The organism is Paenibacillus sp. LC231, assembly GCF_001860525.1.
GTDB lineage: Bacteria > Bacillota > Bacilli > Paenibacillales > Paenibacillaceae > Paenibacillus_AQ.
Map to the genome: position 1 here is coordinate 760,805 of NZ_JFOM01000015.1, position 15,610 is coordinate 776,414.

The 15,610-nt window shown below is 47.2% G+C and carries 19 protein-coding genes; 18 read left to right on the forward strand and 1 reads right to left on the reverse strand.

Annotation, left to right across the window (positions count from 1 at the left end; genetic code table 11):
• Nucleotides 1-12 precede the first annotated feature (12 nt).
• From AK95_RS13420 to AK95_RS13445, 6 genes are all read left to right on the forward strand, one after another.
• Entirely contained in the window at nucleotides 13-1,095 is a 1,083-nt protein-coding gene (locus AK95_RS13420; RefSeq protein WP_071220440.1) for a glycoside hydrolase family 172 protein, read from the forward strand.
• Nucleotides 1,096-1,195: 100 nt separating this feature from the next.
• Nucleotides 1,196-2,209 (forward strand): LacI family DNA-binding transcriptional regulator, encoded by a 1,014-nt coding sequence (locus tag AK95_RS13425; RefSeq protein ID WP_071220441.1) that lies wholly within the window; start codon nucleotides 1,196-1,198, stop codon nucleotides 2,207-2,209.
• Nucleotides 2,210-2,541: 332 nt separating this feature from the next.
• Nucleotides 2,542-3,498: an acetamidase/formamidase family protein gene (locus AK95_RS13430; RefSeq protein ID WP_071220442.1), complete on the forward strand. Its 957-nt coding sequence runs from the start codon at nucleotides 2,542-2,544 to the stop codon at nucleotides 3,496-3,498.
• A gap of 41 nt (nucleotides 3,499-3,539) precedes the next feature.
• Nucleotides 3,540-4,268, forward strand: coding sequence for an alpha/beta fold hydrolase (locus AK95_RS13435; RefSeq protein ID WP_071220443.1), 729 nt, complete (start codon nucleotides 3,540-3,542; stop codon nucleotides 4,266-4,268).
• Between the two features lie 41 nt (nucleotides 4,269-4,309).
• A complete protein-coding gene (locus tag AK95_RS13440) occupies nucleotides 4,310-5,356 on the forward strand; it encodes a P-loop NTPase family protein (protein ID WP_071220444.1) in 1,047 nt (348 codons plus the stop codon).
• A gap of 225 nt (nucleotides 5,357-5,581) precedes the next feature.
• Nucleotides 5,582-6,055, forward strand: coding sequence for a DUF3574 domain-containing protein (locus AK95_RS13445; protein WP_071220445.1), 474 nt, complete (start codon nucleotides 5,582-5,584; stop codon nucleotides 6,053-6,055).
• 96 nt (nucleotides 6,056-6,151) lie between these two features.
• On the opposite strand, the gene AK95_RS13450 is transcribed toward AK95_RS13445, so the two are convergent.
• Complete coding sequence (locus AK95_RS13450) at nucleotides 6,152-7,090, reverse strand: DNA-3-methyladenine glycosylase 2 (protein ID WP_071220502.1); 939 nt, start codon at nucleotides 7,088-7,090, stop codon at nucleotides 6,152-6,154.
• Nucleotides 7,091-7,279: 189 nt separating this feature from the next.
• Between AK95_RS13450 and AK95_RS13455 the strand changes: the two genes are divergently transcribed.
• The 12 genes from AK95_RS13455 to AK95_RS35225 all read left to right on the forward strand — a co-directional run bounded on the left by AK95_RS13455 (nucleotide 7,280) and on the right by AK95_RS35225 (nucleotide 15,505).
• Complete coding sequence (locus tag AK95_RS13455; protein ID WP_071220446.1) at nucleotides 7,280-7,891, forward strand: bifunctional transcriptional activator/DNA repair enzyme AdaA; 612 nt, start codon at nucleotides 7,280-7,282, stop codon at nucleotides 7,889-7,891.
• A complete protein-coding gene (locus AK95_RS13460; protein WP_071220447.1) occupies nucleotides 7,863-8,411 on the forward strand; it encodes a methylated-DNA--[protein]-cysteine S-methyltransferase in 549 nt (182 codons plus the stop codon). The genes AK95_RS13455 and AK95_RS13460 overlap by 29 nt, the downstream gene beginning before the upstream one ends.
• On the forward strand, nucleotides 8,404-9,117 hold the full coding sequence (locus tag AK95_RS13465) for a 2OG-Fe(II) oxygenase (protein ID WP_071220448.1): 714 nt from the start codon (nucleotides 8,404-8,406) through the stop codon (nucleotides 9,115-9,117). The genes AK95_RS13460 and AK95_RS13465 overlap by 8 nt, the downstream gene beginning before the upstream one ends.
• A gap of 86 nt (nucleotides 9,118-9,203) precedes the next feature.
• Complete coding sequence (locus AK95_RS13470; RefSeq protein WP_071220503.1) at nucleotides 9,204-10,022, forward strand: SPL family radical SAM protein; 819 nt, start codon at nucleotides 9,204-9,206, stop codon at nucleotides 10,020-10,022.
• A 177-nt stretch (nucleotides 10,023-10,199) separates the two neighbouring features.
• Nucleotides 10,200-10,964: an SDR family NAD(P)-dependent oxidoreductase gene (locus AK95_RS13475; RefSeq protein ID WP_071220449.1), complete on the forward strand. Its 765-nt coding sequence runs from the start codon at nucleotides 10,200-10,202 to the stop codon at nucleotides 10,962-10,964.
• 303 nt (nucleotides 10,965-11,267) lie between these two features.
• On the forward strand, nucleotides 11,268-11,363 hold the full coding sequence (gene comI / locus AK95_RS34775) for a competence inhibitor ComI (protein ID WP_219930283.1): 96 nt from the start codon (nucleotides 11,268-11,270) through the stop codon (nucleotides 11,361-11,363).
• 451 nt (nucleotides 11,364-11,814) lie between these two features.
• On the forward strand, nucleotides 11,815-12,375 hold the full coding sequence (locus tag AK95_RS13480; protein WP_071220450.1) for a DEAD/DEAH box helicase family protein: 561 nt from the start codon (nucleotides 11,815-11,817) through the stop codon (nucleotides 12,373-12,375).
• Between the two features lie 290 nt (nucleotides 12,376-12,665).
• Complete coding sequence (locus AK95_RS13485) at nucleotides 12,666-13,193, forward strand: P-loop NTPase family protein (RefSeq protein WP_071220451.1); 528 nt, start codon at nucleotides 12,666-12,668, stop codon at nucleotides 13,191-13,193.
• A gap of 41 nt (nucleotides 13,194-13,234) precedes the next feature.
• Entirely contained in the window at nucleotides 13,235-13,831 is a 597-nt protein-coding gene (locus AK95_RS13490) for a hypothetical protein (RefSeq protein WP_071220452.1), read from the forward strand.
• A gap of 272 nt (nucleotides 13,832-14,103) precedes the next feature.
• Nucleotides 14,104-14,532 carry a GNAT family N-acetyltransferase gene (locus AK95_RS13495; RefSeq protein ID WP_071220453.1) on the forward strand — a complete coding sequence of 143 codons (429 nt, stop codon included), beginning with the start codon at nucleotides 14,104-14,106 and terminating at the stop codon, nucleotides 14,530-14,532.
• 105 nt (nucleotides 14,533-14,637) lie between these two features.
• Nucleotides 14,638-15,237, forward strand: a complete 600-nt coding sequence (locus tag AK95_RS13500; RefSeq protein WP_071220454.1) for a transglutaminase-like domain-containing protein — start codon at nucleotides 14,638-14,640, stop codon at nucleotides 15,235-15,237.
• A 73-nt stretch (nucleotides 15,238-15,310) separates the two neighbouring features.
• Nucleotides 15,311-15,505, forward strand: coding sequence for a DUF6886 family protein (locus tag AK95_RS35225; protein WP_071220455.1), 195 nt, complete (start codon nucleotides 15,311-15,313; stop codon nucleotides 15,503-15,505).
• The last annotated feature ends 105 nt before the right edge of the window (nucleotides 15,506-15,610 follow it).

Below are 15,610 nucleotides of genomic sequence, written 5' to 3' on the forward strand. Positions count from 1 at the left end.
GAGCGATAACAGATGATGAACTTTAATGGACTTAATATGCACCTCGGAAATTTATCCCGGCTGTCCAATGCGCAGACGAGATCCATCAGCGCGGAGAATTTTACCGGTGAAAAAGGAAAGGGCGGAATGGCCACCGACGGCACGGGCGCAGCGGCTTCCAGGGACTTGGGCGTGGGCTGGAAGGTCTCTCCTTCCGTGGAGATTTTACCGGGCGAAACGTTTACGATGGGTGACATTCAGGGTCCCGGGGCGATTCAACATATCTGGCTTACGTGCCATCCGACGCTGTGGCGCAATCTGATTATCCGCATGTATTGGGACGATGAGCAGGAACCTTCGGTTGAGGTGCCCGTCGGTGATTTGTTCTGTAACGGATGGGGCGAGCGCAGCGATGTCAATTCAATTCCGGTTGCCGTGAATCCGGCCGGCGGCATGAACAGCTACTGGCAGATGCCCTTCCGCAAGCAAGCCCGATTGACGATGGAGAACCGTGCGCCGGAAAAGGCAGTCCTTTACTATCAAATTGATTATACGCTGACGGACATCCCGGAAGATGAGGCATATTTTCACGCGCAGTGGCGGAGAACGAATCCCGTTCCTTATAAAGAAGTTTATACCATTCTGGATGGGGTGACTGGACACGGGCACTATGTAGGGACTTACCTCGCCTGGCAGGTGAACAATAACGGCTGGTGGGGCGAAGGCGAGATCAAGTTCTATATGGACGGGGATCAGGATTATCCGACCATATGCGGTACGGGCACGGAAGATTATTTTGGCGGGGCCTGGAATTGGGAGCAGCCGATTGGTACCTACCGAACCTACTCGACGCCATATTTGGGGATGCACCAAGTGCTGAAGCCGGACGGATTGTATCGAAGTCAGCAGCGTTTTGGCATGTATCGATGGCATGTCATGGATCCAATCCGCTTTCAAAGCGATCTTCGCGTGACCATTCAGGATCTTGGCTGGAGGTCCGGAGGGAGGTATCTTCCGCAGCAGAGCGATATTGCATCGACGGCATTCTGGTATCAGGCCGAGCCCCATGCGCCATTTCCAGAGCTTCCGGGTAATGATGAGCGGGAGGTTATATAAAGAGGAGCTATTGCTTACCTGCCGGTAAGGTGATAGTGTGAATCCATGGACCCTTTTGCGGGAGCATATGGCGTTTCCATGGTTGTTAATGGAGGATAGGATGGACAAACATACGATTTATACGATTGCTGAACGGGTAGGCGTATCCCCTTCTACGGTGTCCAGAGCCTTGTCGGGAAGAGGTTACTGCAGTCCAAAGACGAAGAGCAAAATTCTGGCGGCTGCGAAGGAAATGAACTATGCGCCCGATCATGCAGCGAAGATGCTGAAAATGAGACAAACCAACAAAATTATTTTTGCCGTGCCCGATATATGCAACCCTTTTTATTTCGATATGATCAACGGAATCAATCAGGTGCTGGAAGAGCATGATTACCTGATGATTCTGTTTTACACCAAGCATAGGCTCCAGGAGGAGATGAAGGCGATCCAAACCCTGCGGGAAAATGTGGCCGACGGCATGATCATGGTGTCCTTTCATTTCGGTGAAGAGAATATCGGGGCCATCAATGCGCTGCAAGCACCTGTCGTGCTCACGAATAAATATGTCTCGCCGGAAGGGAATGACCGCTTCGATTATGTGTATGTGGACACGTATGACGGAATCAAGCAAAGCACGGAGCATCTGATCCGTCAAGGCCTGCGTTGCATCGCCTATATGGGCGGCAATCTGAGCGAGCAGACCGGCCATGAGCGGTTCTGCGGGTATCGGGATGCGATGCTGCAAGCGGGGCTCCCATTGCTGCCTCGTTTTATCGCCGAATCCGATTATACTGAAAGCGGCGGTTATGCGATGGCAAAAGCGTGGCTTCAAGGGCCCGACCATCCGGAGGGCATTGTCGCCGCGAACGATTTAATGGCAATCGGGGTCATGAAGGCCTGCGAAGAAGCCGGTCTTCGCATTCCCCATGACGTTGCCGTTGTGGGCATGGATAATCTGGACCTTGCCTCCCGCGTATATCCCAAGCTGACGTCCGTTGCCTTGCAGCAGGAGGAAATCGGCCGCAAGGCAGCCCAAATCCTGATGGATCGCATGTTGGGAATACCGAGGGAAGAGCGGGCCGTGAAATTGATGCCGCAGATCGTCGTGCGGGATTCCAGTGTAAGGATTTGAAGAGAGAATCGTGTGTAGTGAGAATGGCCGTGCACATAGTAACCGTTACCATTCCCATGAACGCTCATCGTTAGCTGATATAAAATTTAACTGACATGGAGATGAACCGTCCCTCGCAGTGAATCTGCGCAGTGGACGGTTTTTTGTGTTTCGACGAACAACCATGGTACAACCGGAAATGGGCAATGGTTTGTTTTTGGAGTAATTATTATTACGTTTTGGAGTAATTTTATATTGACTCTAAGAGTAATTTGAAATACCTTATAAAGTAACAGAGTAAATATGAGACATGAAATGGCCACTCTGATTACGGCTGTGAAGGGAGAAAGTTGATGTCACAGGTTCATATGTTACAACCGGATATTCATACGCTTCATGGATTTTTCAGCAGGGAACTGGAGCCCGCCCTATACATACAATCTGGGGATACTGTCATGTATCAAACCTTAGATGCGGGTTGGGGACTGGAGAAGCGTGCTGCCCCAGGCGCGGCGAGAATGAAGTTTACGAAGCGCAGTCCGGAGCGGCAGGAGGAGCAGTTCGGGCATGCGTTATTGGGTCCCGTCCATATTCAAGAGGCTAAACCTGGGCTTACGTTGGAGATTCAGATCAACGAGATCGTTCCCGGATCTTGGGGATGGACCTCTGCCGGAGGTTATCCGAGCTATTGGAACGAGAAGCTGGGCATGGCCCATGCCAAGGAAGTGACGCTGGACTTTGAATTGGATCCCAAGACCATGACAGGCAGAAGCCAGTTCGGAAATTTCAAGTATAGCGTCGGCCTGAAGCCGTTTATGGGGATCATGGGCATGCCGCCGAATGAAAAAGGTCAGCATACGACTTTTGCACCGCGCCCTTGTGGAGGAAATCTTGATTGCAAAGAATTAACGGCCGGCAGCACCTTGTATCTGCCGATCCCGGTGGATGGCGGGCTGTTCTCAACAGGGGATGGACATGCGGCTCAGGGAGACGGCGAAGTTAGCGGTCCCGCCCTGGAATGCCCCATGGAGAAGGTGAGTCTAACCTTTCATGTCCGAGACGACATGCCCATCACGATGCCCAGGGCCAAGACAAGTACCGGCTGGCTTACGATGGGGTTTCACGAGGACCTGGACGAAGCCATGTGGATGGCATTAAGCGGGATGCTTGATCTCATGACCGAGCTTTACTCTATTTCAAGAACGGAGGCGTACGCCTATGCCACCTTGACGGTCGATCTAAGGGTAACCCAGATCGTGAACACATGTAAGGGCGTGCACGCATTTTTACCTTTTGGGGCATTGAGGTAACACTTCATAGATAAATGTTAATTTTTAAGGAGGTCTAATGCATGCAGTTATACGAGACTATGGTCAATAACCAAGGGGTACATATTCATGTGACGGAGGTACATCGGGATCTTAGGAACGAACAAACCTCACTGGTCGTCATCCCGGGACTGTCCGAGTCGGCCGAGGATTATATCGCCATCATGGAAAAGCTGTCGCCCAGGCATATTGTTATCATTACGCTTCGCGGCCGGGGCCGAAGTGATTCGCCTGCTTCGGGCTATACGCTCGAAGACCATATCAGCGACATCGATGCGGCGATTCGTCATCTTGAACTTGAGCATTTCGTAATCATGGGATATTCTCGAGGGGTGTCCTATCAATTAGGCTACGCCGTTCAGAATCCGGAACGGATTCAAGGTTTGATCATCGGGGACTATCCTGCGGTTCATACCCGGCTCCCTGCGGGATGGGTGGAGTTCTTTGCGTCGCTGCCCCCTTGGAGAGGAAAGAAGCTGTCTGAACGTATGAAAACATCGGCTTTACAGGCACTGCAGCAGGAATCGGCTAAGGTAGAAATGTGGAACGACCTAACTAGACTGACTTGCCCAGTCCTTATTATCCGTGGCGTAAAACCACAACCCGGGTTATCATTAGAAGCAGTGGAACAATATAAGCTTGCGCTGCCTCAGGCAAACATCGTGGCGTTCGAGGAGCACGATCACAATATTTTTGAACCGGATGTGGATGTGTTTGTCCGCCCCGCAGACTCTTTTCTAAAAAGAGATTAGGAAGAACCATCAATCAATCACTTAAAAAAGGGTGTACGCACTTGGACAATCTGAAGCTGAATGTATCACTTTTACGACAAAGAGTTCCGAACTTGACCAGCGCAGCCAAATCCGTGGGATTACGGCCGGCCACGGTCTCCAACCTATGTACAGGAAAAATTCCCGTTGGTCGGGCGGAAGTCCGCACCATTGCCGCATTGGCATCTCTGGCAAAATGCAGTCTGGATGAACTGATTCTGCGTGGAGAAAGTGTGGAGATGATTGAAACCGGCATCAAACCGCTTGATCTATTTGCTCCTTTGACAAAAGGGGGTACCGTAGGTCTGGTCGCCCGTCCCGGAATGGGCCAACTGGTGCTGCTTGGTGAGTTGTTTCATCACTTCAAGAAGGAAGGGTATATGACGATTTTGCTAAAGCCGGAAGGCGAATATCCAGAGCTGCTGGACATGCTGAATGACGTAGAACGGGTAGCTTATTCTATAGAAGAAACCTATTCCATTGTGGCGAATGCGAATACCGATCATGAGATTGTGTTTGCAGCGGACAGGGAGCACGTCTTGACCGGCAAAATCTATGATCTTCAGGAACGTTTTCAACAAGAGGGCATACAGCACATCACGACGTTTCTTGTGGACCTCAAAGGTGCGGCTGTGGATGAAGACATGCCTTACGGCCCGCTGGAGACGCTGTGGTATTTCGATGCCGATCTGGCGGCAAGACATATGTTTCCTGCCGTGAACCCGTTATACTCTACCTCTTCCGTATCGGAAGGCGTTCACCTGGATCAGGTTCATTTAGCGGTCCAACAGCGGGCCCAGAAGCTGCTGCGCCGTTATCGCGAGCTGCGTTCACTGGTTCAAGCACGAGGATTGCAGTCCATTCCGGCATCCGAGACAGAGGTTTATGAGCGGGGAGCACGGCTTGAGGCGTATCTGACGCAGCCTTTTTACGTTGCGGAGGCTTATACCGGTTTACCGGGCGAGCGAGTGCATTTGCAGGATACGCTGCATGATGTTCAAGCTATTTTGAATGGCAGCATGGATCATCGATCAGTGGAGAGTTTATCCTGGATCGGGACGCTGAAATAGCGATGTATTCATTAAAAGTCGAATTCTCGTAGTTTGTTTATCGGGAATATCGGCTTTTTTGCATGATTCCGCATAATATAATCCGTATGTCCCATAGCTGTTAAGAAAAGGCCAGTATATAATATGTGCTAGTCTGTATCGTGCGGATGGCAGTAAGGTTGCACTGGACAACAGAAATGCCATGCTTGTACGGGACACGAGACCATACATAAAGGAGAAATGGGCATGAAGAGAAAAGGTTGGCTTATCGCATTCGCAGCGGCATTATTGTTAACACTTATCGTAGTACCGGTTCAGCAGTCTTTCAGCGCAGAGGGCAATCCAACGGCAACCGCCATTACACAGAGTGCTCTGAACGATCAGTTCCACTTGGATCATGTCGTTAAGATTTACGTACCTTCAACGGTAAAGGGTGACATTCCGATTACGGATGCAGCTCATCAGAAGTTTGTCGACCAAACGCTTACGAAGCTGTCCGGCTGGTTTGGCGGGGCAACTGCGATTCCGGGCGAAGGGGCATGGGTGGACAATAACAAAACCCTGATCAAGGAAAAAGTAACGATTGTGTACGCGTTTGCCGAGAAGCTTGATAAGGACTCGCTTAATCAAGTGGTGGACTATGCGAAGAAGCTTAAGGACGATTTGTCGCAATCCGCGATCTCACTCGAGGTTGACGGCAAATTGTATTTCATCGAGTAGTTGATTCTCGAATCAGCGATGTGCTAATCAGAGGAGGTCTTCCTGCTGTCTGTCATGGCAGAAGTGGGAGACCTCCTCTTTATTGCGTTTGGACTATTAATAAAGAAATCTCCACAGATAAAAGGTGGCGTAGGATTCCCAGTTCGCCCATGCTGCCGATAGCTGCAGTATTTCCTTCTTCGTCGGTTTCGCCTCCAAGCCGAGCAGATGTTTGATGGCATTGTGCAGACCGACATCATCGATAGGAAATGCCGCCGGCATTCGCAAACAGCGCATCAGCACATAGTTGGCCGTCCATGGTCCGATCCCGCGGATGCTGACTAATTGTTTCTCCGCTTGTTTTAAGCTGCCTGCTTCAAGCAGCTGCTCCTTCGTCAATTTCCCTTCGACCATAAGCTGAGCGACTCCAATAAGATACTCGCCTTTTTTTACGGTCATACGAAGCCCGTCCAGGTCTTCAACAAGCAGATGTGCTATGTCCTCAGGTCTTGGGAAAATCCAATAAACCTCTCCTTCACACTCCACGCGGCGGCCGAAGGCTTCAACGAAACGTCTTTTTAACGTATAGGCATAGGCCAGGTTAATCTGCTGCCCCAGGATGCCCCAGCACAAAGCCTCGAACAGATCGGGAATGCCCATGTTGCGAAGTCCATAGAAGGATTGAACGGCTTGACTGAGCAATGGATCTGCTTCCGCCATGTTATAGAACGGTACGAGATTGGTATTCAGATCGAACCAGTCCCGGACATAACCCGCTACTTCCGCCCGCTTGCAGGGATCGGAGGGGGCCGTATTCCCCAAAAACCGAACAAGGATTGCTTGCTCCTGAGGCTCCGCGCTGACTTCAATCACAGCGATGTCACCCTCAAGTGGGATAGCCCGGTAGATGCTGTCATTCCGGATATGATAAAGACATTCGTTCGGCGATCTTTGCAAATAATTGAGGTTCTCCGTAAAACTGAACTCCTTCGGTACGAAAAGCCTGATGGCTTTGGCATGATCTTCCCAGCTGTCCCGGGGGAGATGATTCTCCATTGTATATGGCTTATCGTCATGGTTGTGGTTTGGCACCTGCATCTTCATCGTTTCCTTTCGCACTCGAACTCTTCTATACTAGTTGTACCATAAACGTAGACCGTATAATTTTGTTATCTTGCTCTTCTATTCCAAAAAGCGTACAACAGGATTATCCTGTGGTTATAATGTTAGCGGAGGTGAGGAAACGTGGCAAACCGAATACAACCGACCGAAGCCCAGTGGAAGGCCATTATCAACAACGACAAGGATAGTGACGGCAAGTTTTTCTATGCAGTGCAGACAACGAAAATTTTCTGCAGGCCATCCTGTAAATCCAGACCCCCGAAGTTTGAAAATGTGCGCGTGTTTCAATCGGCGGATGAAGCGAAAGCCGAGCGCTTCCGGCCATGCAAAAGGTGCAAGCCGACGGGCGAGCGTTTACCGGACCATGAATGGATTGAACTTGTCACCGAGTATATCGATAAACACTATACGGATCATTTGTCGCTTGATGTCTTGGCCGATGTGAGCCACGGCAGTCCGTACCATCTGCACCGGATATTTAAGCGCGTCAAAGCTCAGACCCCGATGGAATACATTCAGGATTACCGGATCGGCAAGGCCAAGGAGCTCCTGACAAATTCCAGCTTGGCCATTTCGGATATCGGCCATAAGGTGGGCATGGAGAATACGGCTTATTTTATCACGTTGTTTAAGAAGAAGACGGGGATGACGCCCCTTAGTTATCGCGGGAAATATTTGAAAAATACAAATGCGGAGGTGCAAGATCATGAAATCCCATCATTCGATTACCATTAACTGGACCCAACTGCGTCATGATAACTGGAACGTATACATCGCGGCGACGGAGCAGGGCTTATGTTACGTCGGATCACCGGATAAACCTTTAACAGAGCTGGAGAACTGGGTACAGGCGAAATTCCCTGGCTGTGAACTCGTGCAGAACGATGAAGCCATGCAGCCGTATGCTGCCGAGTTGGTGGAGTATTTTCAGGGGAAACGCGCTCGGTTTGAGGTGGCTATGGATTGTAAGGGGACCGCGTTTCAAATGGCGGTATGGAATGCGCTGTGCCAGATCCCGTATGGACAAACCTTCACGTATTCGGACATCGCCAACCAGATTGGAAAGCCGGCAGCTGTTCGAGCTGTAGGAGCGGCTATTGGGGCTAATCCGCTGCTGATAACCGTGCCTTGTCATCGGGTAATTGGCAAAAGCGGTGCATTGACCGGGTATCGCGGGGGGCTGGCCATGAAGACCCGGCTGCTGGAGCTTGAGGGTGAGCGAGCCAGGATGAGGGAGAAGGTGAATAATGCCTAATTCATTGCCGCAACGCATAGCAGGGCTCGATTGGACGGGGATACAAGGAGCTTTGGATGAGCAGGGATATGCGGTTGTTCCAAAGCTGCTGCTGCCTGACGAGTGTGCGGAGATTATCAACACTTATTCGGAAGAGGAGCGGTTTCGCAGCACGATCAATATGGTTAGGCACCGGTTTGGGCTAGGAGAGTACAAGTATTATCAAGCACCGCTGCCAGAATCGCTGCAGCAGCTTCGGGAAGGCTTTTATCCTGAGCTTGCGTTGACCGCTAACCGCTGGTTGACGCAGCTTGGACATGAAGAGAGATATCCGGTGAGCCTGGATGAATTTCTTGGCATGTGCCATGCGCAGGGGCAAGAGCGTTCGACGCCGTTGATTTTGAAATATGAAGAAGGCGGCTATAATTGCTTGCATCAGGATTTGTACGGAGATGAATTTTTCCCGTTTCAAGTGGTGTTTGTTCTGAATGAGAAGGAAGTCGATTACACGGGAGGAGAGTTTCTGCTCATCGAGCAGCGGCCGAGGGCACAGAGCCGGGGACATGTGATCACGTTGGAGCAAGGAGCGGGGCTAATCTTTCCGACCAACCATCGTCCCGTTCAGGGAACGCGAGGGTATTACCGGACCACGCTCCGTCATGGCCTCGGTACGATTACGTCGGGGACCCGATACAGCCTCGGGATTATTTTTCATGATGCAAAGTAGAGGGGCGCGTGTGTCCACTCATTCATTATGGGATGTGAGGAGAGAAATAGTATAATAGAAGAAAGTGTAGGAATGGGGTGTCCCAGGTGAAACAAGAAGTGCTCTACAAAACGCCGAAGACCCTGCTCAATAAAGGAACGGGATTCCTGAATGGATACAGCCATACCTTGAATCCGTATACGGGCTGCACCTTCGCTTGTTCTTATTGCTATGTCCGGCAAATGCCGGTATCGATGTTCCGCAATCAGGAATGGGGAAGCTGGGTTGACGTTAAGGTTGAATCTGCTGCTATCCTCCGAAAAGAACTGAAGCGTGCCAAGTCCAAGGGACCTGTCACGATTTTCATGTCTTCCAGCACCGATCCTTACCAGCCGATTGAGGCCAAGGAAGAAGTGACTCGTGCTTTGCTCGAGGTGATGGTCAGCGAACCGCCGGATTTTCTGCTCGTACAGACGCGCAGTCCGTTGGTCCGGAGGGATATAGATCTGCTGCAGCAGTTAGGAGAACGCGTGCGGGTAAGCATGACGGTCGAGACGGACCGCGAGGAGATGCGCAAGCATTTTACGCCATCAGCCCCGCCGATCCAAGCGAGATTGAAAACCCTCGCACTCCTGAGGGACGCGGGAATTCCTGCCCAGGCAGCAATCGCACCCGTGCTTCCGAGTACGGAGGCTTTCCCACAGATCCTGCGGCCGCTTGTGAATCGCGTGTGCATCGACGATTATTTTATGGGGGATGGCAGTGGCGGGAAACGTACGAAGAGACTGCCTGTTCAGGCTCTGTACGAGGAGCTTGGGGAGCAGGAGTGGTACGATCCCGCTGCTTATCGAACGGTCTACGATCGATTTAGCCGGGAGTTTCCGGAAGAGCAGTTGTTTGTGAGCCAGAAGGGTTTTGAACCTTAAGGTGTAGGTTGGCAAGTTTAGAAGAGGATCCGTGATCCGTGGATTAGATAGATTATGATAGGTTTAGACAGAGGACCAGAAGTTCGTTTCTGGTCTTTTTTTGTCATGTCTGGCGGTAGATGATTATGGTATGATAGGCGAAAATAACCAGTCAAACGGTAGAGGAGCGAATGAACAATGAAGATGGATTTAACGGATAAAATTGCGTTAATTACGGGAGCCGCGGGCCAATTAGGGCGTGTCATGGTCAGAACCTTGGCGGACTGCGGCGCGGATGTGGTTATCCATTACCGGGGGAGCCAAGCCAAGGCAGAAGAGCTTCAGCGCGAAGTAGAGTCGATGGGAAGACGGGCTTTCCCCGTGCAAGCCGATGTGACGGATCAAGCTTCCGTGAATGCCATGCGGGATGCGGTGCTTGCACACTTCGGCGTGCTGCCCCATATCATTGTTGCCAATGCCGTTGAATCCTATCAATGGACATCCGTCTTGGAGCAAGCGCCGGAAGATTACGAGAGTCAGTTCCAATCCTGTGTCATGCAAAGCGTCTACCTGGCGAAGGCTTTTGTTCCTGCCATGATCGAGCGTCAAGGCGGCCGGTTCATCGGGATCAACACCGAATGTTCGATCCAAAACTTCCCGAGCCAATCGGCTTATGTAGCGGGAAAACGCGGCATGGACGGTGTCTACCGCGTGCTCGCCAAAGAGATCGGCGAGCACGGGATCACCGTCAACCAGGTCGCGCCGGGCTGGACGATCAGCGACCGTGATCGGGAGAACGGAACCGAACACAGCGCCTCCTATGAAGCCTCCGTTCCATTGAAGCGCCGCGGAACGGACCAGGAGATTGCCAATGCCGTGGCATTCCTGGCTTCGGACTTGTCGTCGTTCATTACCGGGGCATATATTCCAGTGTGTGGCGGGAATGTGATGGTGGGGATCTAGAGTTTCGGTAAATGGAGTGAGCTCAGTAGTGTCTATCAACTTGGTGGATTCTCATTGCGATGGGGATATACGAAGTTCGTGGATATGGAGTTATCGGAAATTCATGCCGCACAATAGTCGCATTCGCTCCTTTAAGCCTTTCGGGTTCGTGAATACTTACAACGATAGATGAAATCAACGGATTTAAGATTGAGTAAAAAAACCGAACAATCGTTCTTCATGTCATTGGTAGATGATGGTACAATAGGGAAAGACAATTGAATCTTGGGTGGGCATGGTTTCCCTTCGAAAGGAGGTGAAGCCATGGAAGTTAAAGATGCGTTGACGATCATGTTTCTGTTTGGATCGTTTATCCTTGCACTATTAACATACATCAATTCGAACAACAAGAGAAAGTAAAAACCCACCCCAAGATTAGCGCCGAAGGTGGGTCTTTATTCTGATCGCTTAGAAGGGAGTAAACCATCCAAGCCAATTGTTCAGCCGAGTGTTCCCGCACTCGGCTTCTTTGTAAATGATGATAACACAATTGGAAAAAGAAGTGAACCTGGAAAGAGTAATTTGGGTAATTGAAAACCAATATAAATAGCGTATTAAACACGTATTTATGGACATAAGATCATTCGTGAGTAGAATAGCGAAGCGTTAACTTCGTCTAACATCATTTTCAAGCATTGGTACATTCGCCCTCGGTCCAGCAGATGATACTAGCAAGGGAGTAGTGCAGCCGGACATATCCGACTTCGTCGGACGTCGTGCATTCGAGAACGTTAACTGGGGAAATGACAATTGGTGAGGCTATTTCAATTGACGATTCTAAAAAGTAAAACGGATGGAGTTGTTGCTTACTATGATATTCGTTTTAATCTTTGGACCACAAGCAGTTGGTAAAATGACAGTAGGTCAGGAACTTGAAAAAATTACAGGGTTGAAGCTTTTTCATAACCATATGAGTATTGAGTTCGTTACCCCTTTTTTCAGTTATAGTACTGCACCTGGAAAGAGGTTGGTGAGGTTAATCCGTAAAGCCATATTTGAAGAAGCAGCTAATAGTGACTTAAACGGATTGATTTTTACTTTCCTTTGGTCATTTGACAGCCGTGCAGATTGGGAGTATGTAGATGAGGTTTGTCATATCTTTGAATCAAAAGGTGGAGTAGTTTGTTTTGTTGAACTTGAGGCGGACATTGACATAAGACTAGAGCGTAATAAAAGTCCGAATAGACTTGAACATAAACCTACAAAAAGAGATATTGATTTCTCTGAAGGTAATTTACTAAATTCAATGGTCCAACACCGGTTGAACTCTCTTGATGGTGAAATCAAAAGAGAAAATTACATGAAAATAAACAATGCAGCTTTGAAGCCAGAGGAAGTCGCAAGTATGATTAAGCAAAGGTTTAAATTGTAGCTAAAGCTAGGAAAATTGGTCGCAGTATTTCAGATGTGATATAAATCGACCAATGATCATGTTGAAAACCCACGATATTGTCTAAGGTTTTTTTTTTAATTATATCGAAGCAAGCTTCGGCATCAGTTAGCACAGCATTCACGCTACGGACTGCTGTCGGGCCCTTTGGTCCACTCGAAGATTTTCTAGAAGAACCTTGCTGACAACCCTGCACCATCTAACCGCATTGCGGTCGGAAGATCTGGGAGGCTTAGATAAGAGAAACTCTATTAAGTATAAGGGAGGGAATTATGAAGTTCACTCATAAGAAGATCCATATTATTGGATCGACAGGAAGTGGAAAGACATATTTAGCTAGAGAGATTTCCAAACGATTACATATTCCTTTCTTTGAATTAGATGATATTGTGTGGAATGGTGCAGTCGGATTGAGTGGGAAAAATTCGCCGGAGGTCCGAGATAAAATACTTGAAGACATTATAAATAAAGAACAGTGGATTATTGAAGGGGTATATCACAAGTGGTTGGGACGAAGCTTCGAAGAAGCAGATGTAATTATCTTTTTATCACCTAGACCAATGAATAGAGCATTTAGAATTATAACTAGATTTATCAAACAGAGAACAAAACTGGAGAGATCTAAATACCAACAAACCTTAAAAGGGTTAATCGAAATGTTGAAATGGAATAGCAAATTTGATGCGGATAATAAGAAAAAGATACATGAAATGCTGGAAAAACATAAAGAAAAACTGATTGTAGTAAAGAGTAATAAGGAAATGATTTTGAGAGTAGCTTATGAATGTGACATTCTTTAGATACAAGAACGTTATGAGAACTCTATGCAAAGGAGAATAACATGGGATCTAGAATCATGCATTATTGTATTACTGCCCGTCTTGCTAAAGAATTAAAGATTGATGATAATCAATTTTTCTTAGGTGGTATTGCTCCTGATGTGAATAAAAATATGAAAACCCCTAAAACCATTTCTCATTTCGTAAGGACAAATAATGAAGAACAAATATTTGCCGATTATTTGGGATTTCATGAGAAATATCTGAGATATATGAGAGAACCATTTTATCTAGGTTACTTTTATCATTTAATATCTGATGTTATATGGGTTGAAGAAATTTATTACAAGAAAATAAAGTGGTTGCCTCAACCGGATAAAAAAGAAGCGCAGTTAAAGTATTATAGAGATTTTTGGAGACTCAATGGAAAATTGATTGATTATTATTCCATTGAATATAGACCGTTGGAAGTCAAGTCTATCGAGATAGAAGAGATTGATTATAGATACCTGCCAGAATTAGTAAAAGATTTAGAAAATGATTTTGCAATGAAAGATGAGGCGAAAGAACAAGAGTTGGAAATTCTTGAATTTGAAGAAGTCATTGATATTCTTGAAAGAACAGTAAAGGAATGTGTTGCAATTTCGATGAAGACGTAGACTTCCGATAACGTAATATTCACGCTGGCAGGGAGATTTTCTACAACATATTATGTGTGAAGAGTTTAATGGAGGTTACTGGTCACACATAACACGATATGCGCCTTTTGGTCCGCCTCAAGACATGGATCGTTCAGGAGGCGATGTGGGTGGACACCCCTTACCATCTACCCCATCACGGCGGCTCACTTACGTTCGCTTAAAGTTGGGTTGACGTCGTGAACATGGAAACGTTATATGAAATCAGCTTAAGAAAGGAAAGGAGAAAAACAATGATTCCAGAAGCGGAACCAAAAGATGCAGAACAAATTGAGGAATTATATAAGGAGTTATTACCTAACAGCACTGAAATATATGTGTCAAATGAAAGATTAAGTGAAGTCCAAAATAATCCGAATAGCTTCTTATTCGTCTACGAACTAGAGCAAAAGATTGTGGGAACTGCTCATTTGCATCTCTGCATGGACGCATTAGTGGGGTCCAGGCCGTTTGGTGTTGTAGAAAGAGTTATTATTTCAAGAGCACAACAAGGAAAGGGATATGGTTCAGAATTAATGAAATATATCGAAGGTTTATGCGCCGAGAAGAACTTTTTAAAGATATTTCTTACAAGTGGAAGTTCAAGGACTGAGGCTCATGTATTTTACGACAGGTTGGGATATGACGGTAATTCAAGTAGAGCATTCAAAAAATATCTGTAATAAAAAGGAATACCTGTCGATACGAAGTGTGAGCTTCTTGAACGTCGTGAATACGAAAGAAGGTTAGGATGGAAATTTCTGTTATAACGACTAGGGGGAGAAATAATGAAGCAGTTATCATCATTGGAAGCCTATTTACAGGCATCTGAGTATATTGATTATTTTGATGCTCAAATACAAGCAGTGATTTTATCTTTTACAGAAGAAACTGAAACTAAAAGAATACAGGCAGCATTTGAATTTGTGCGCGATCAGATTGATCATTCTTTTGATATTAAAAGCGAAGAAGTAACAAGGAAGGCCTCTGAAGTATTGAACAAAAGACATGGAATATGCTATGCCAAATCTCATTTATTATCAGGAATACTGCGAGGAATGGGTATACCTTCAGGCATTTGTTATCAAAGGTTAACCCTATTCGATAAACCCGAGGATGGGTACTGTTTGCATGCTTTGAATACAGTGTATTTGAGGGAGCATGACAGGTGGATACGTTTAGACGCAAGAGGAAATAAGGAAGGCATAGATGCGCAGTTTTCAATAGATAAGGAGAGATTAGCTTTTCCTGTTAGGGAAGAATATGGCGAGAAGGATTATGAGATTAATTACACACAGCCCCATCCAGTCATTATTCAAACACTAGAAACCTATTCAAATGCTATGGAGATGTATCTAGGCGGATTGCCAGAAGACCTGAGTCAGTGAAACTGTGACGCGTTTAGTAAGTGACTCAAGGATACGAAATTGCTGAAATACATATATAAAATGAGGTGCATGAATGCTTTTTCATTTTAGCGAAGAGGCTGATATTGAAATCTTCATCCCACGAGAAAAACAGAACCGACCGGACTTTCCGGCAGTGGTGTGGGCAATAGATGCGGAACATGAATTCTCATATTACTTTCCAAGGGATTGTCCTCGAATTATATGTAGAAGAACAGAGGATATCAGTGGTCATAGCCCCGTCAAGTAGACAATAAAAAAAGAGAAATTTTATTAAGCGGCGACTTTCTCCCGAAACTCAATCGGGGAGAGGTCGCCCAGTTTGTTTTGGAAACGTTCCTTGTTGTAAAACAAA

Bases quoted from the DNA above. Each gene is read 5' to 3' on its own strand.
- AK95_RS13420 (WP_071220440.1), top strand. From the start codon at position 13: ATGATGAACTTTAATGGACTTAATATGCACCTCGGAAATTTATCCCGG.
- AK95_RS13425 (WP_071220441.1), top strand. From the start codon at position 1,196: ATGGACAAACATACGATTTATACGATTGCTGAACGGGTAGGCGTATCC.
- AK95_RS13430 (WP_071220442.1), top strand. From the start codon at position 2,542: ATGTCACAGGTTCATATGTTACAACCGGATATTCATACGCTTCATGGA.
- AK95_RS13435 (WP_071220443.1), top strand. From the start codon at position 3,540: ATGCAGTTATACGAGACTATGGTCAATAACCAAGGGGTACATATTCAT.
- AK95_RS13445 (WP_071220445.1), top strand. From the start codon at position 5,582: ATGAAGAGAAAAGGTTGGCTTATCGCATTCGCAGCGGCATTATTGTTA.
- AK95_RS13450 (WP_071220502.1), bottom strand. From the start codon at position 7,090: ATGGAGAATCATCTCCCCCGGGACAGCTGGGAAGATCATGCCAAAGCC.
- AK95_RS13460 (WP_071220447.1), top strand. From the start codon at position 7,863: ATGAAATCCCATCATTCGATTACCATTAACTGGACCCAACTGCGTCAT.
- AK95_RS13465 (WP_071220448.1), top strand. From the start codon at position 8,404: ATGCCTAATTCATTGCCGCAACGCATAGCAGGGCTCGATTGGACGGGG.
- AK95_RS13475 (WP_071220449.1), top strand. From the start codon at position 10,200: ATGAAGATGGATTTAACGGATAAAATTGCGTTAATTACGGGAGCCGCG.
- comI (WP_219930283.1), top strand. From the start codon at position 11,268: ATGGAAGTTAAAGATGCGTTGACGATCATGTTTCTGTTTGGATCGTTT.
- AK95_RS13480 (WP_071220450.1), top strand. From the start codon at position 11,815: ATGATATTCGTTTTAATCTTTGGACCACAAGCAGTTGGTAAAATGACA.
- AK95_RS13485 (WP_071220451.1), top strand. From the start codon at position 12,666: ATGAAGTTCACTCATAAGAAGATCCATATTATTGGATCGACAGGAAGT.
- AK95_RS13490 (WP_071220452.1), top strand. From the start codon at position 13,235: ATGGGATCTAGAATCATGCATTATTGTATTACTGCCCGTCTTGCTAAA.
- AK95_RS13495 (WP_071220453.1), top strand. From the start codon at position 14,104: ATGATTCCAGAAGCGGAACCAAAAGATGCAGAACAAATTGAGGAATTA.
- AK95_RS13500 (WP_071220454.1), top strand. From the start codon at position 14,638: ATGAAGCAGTTATCATCATTGGAAGCCTATTTACAGGCATCTGAGTAT.
- AK95_RS35225 (WP_071220455.1), top strand. From the start codon at position 15,311: ATGCTTTTTCATTTTAGCGAAGAGGCTGATATTGAAATCTTCATCCCA.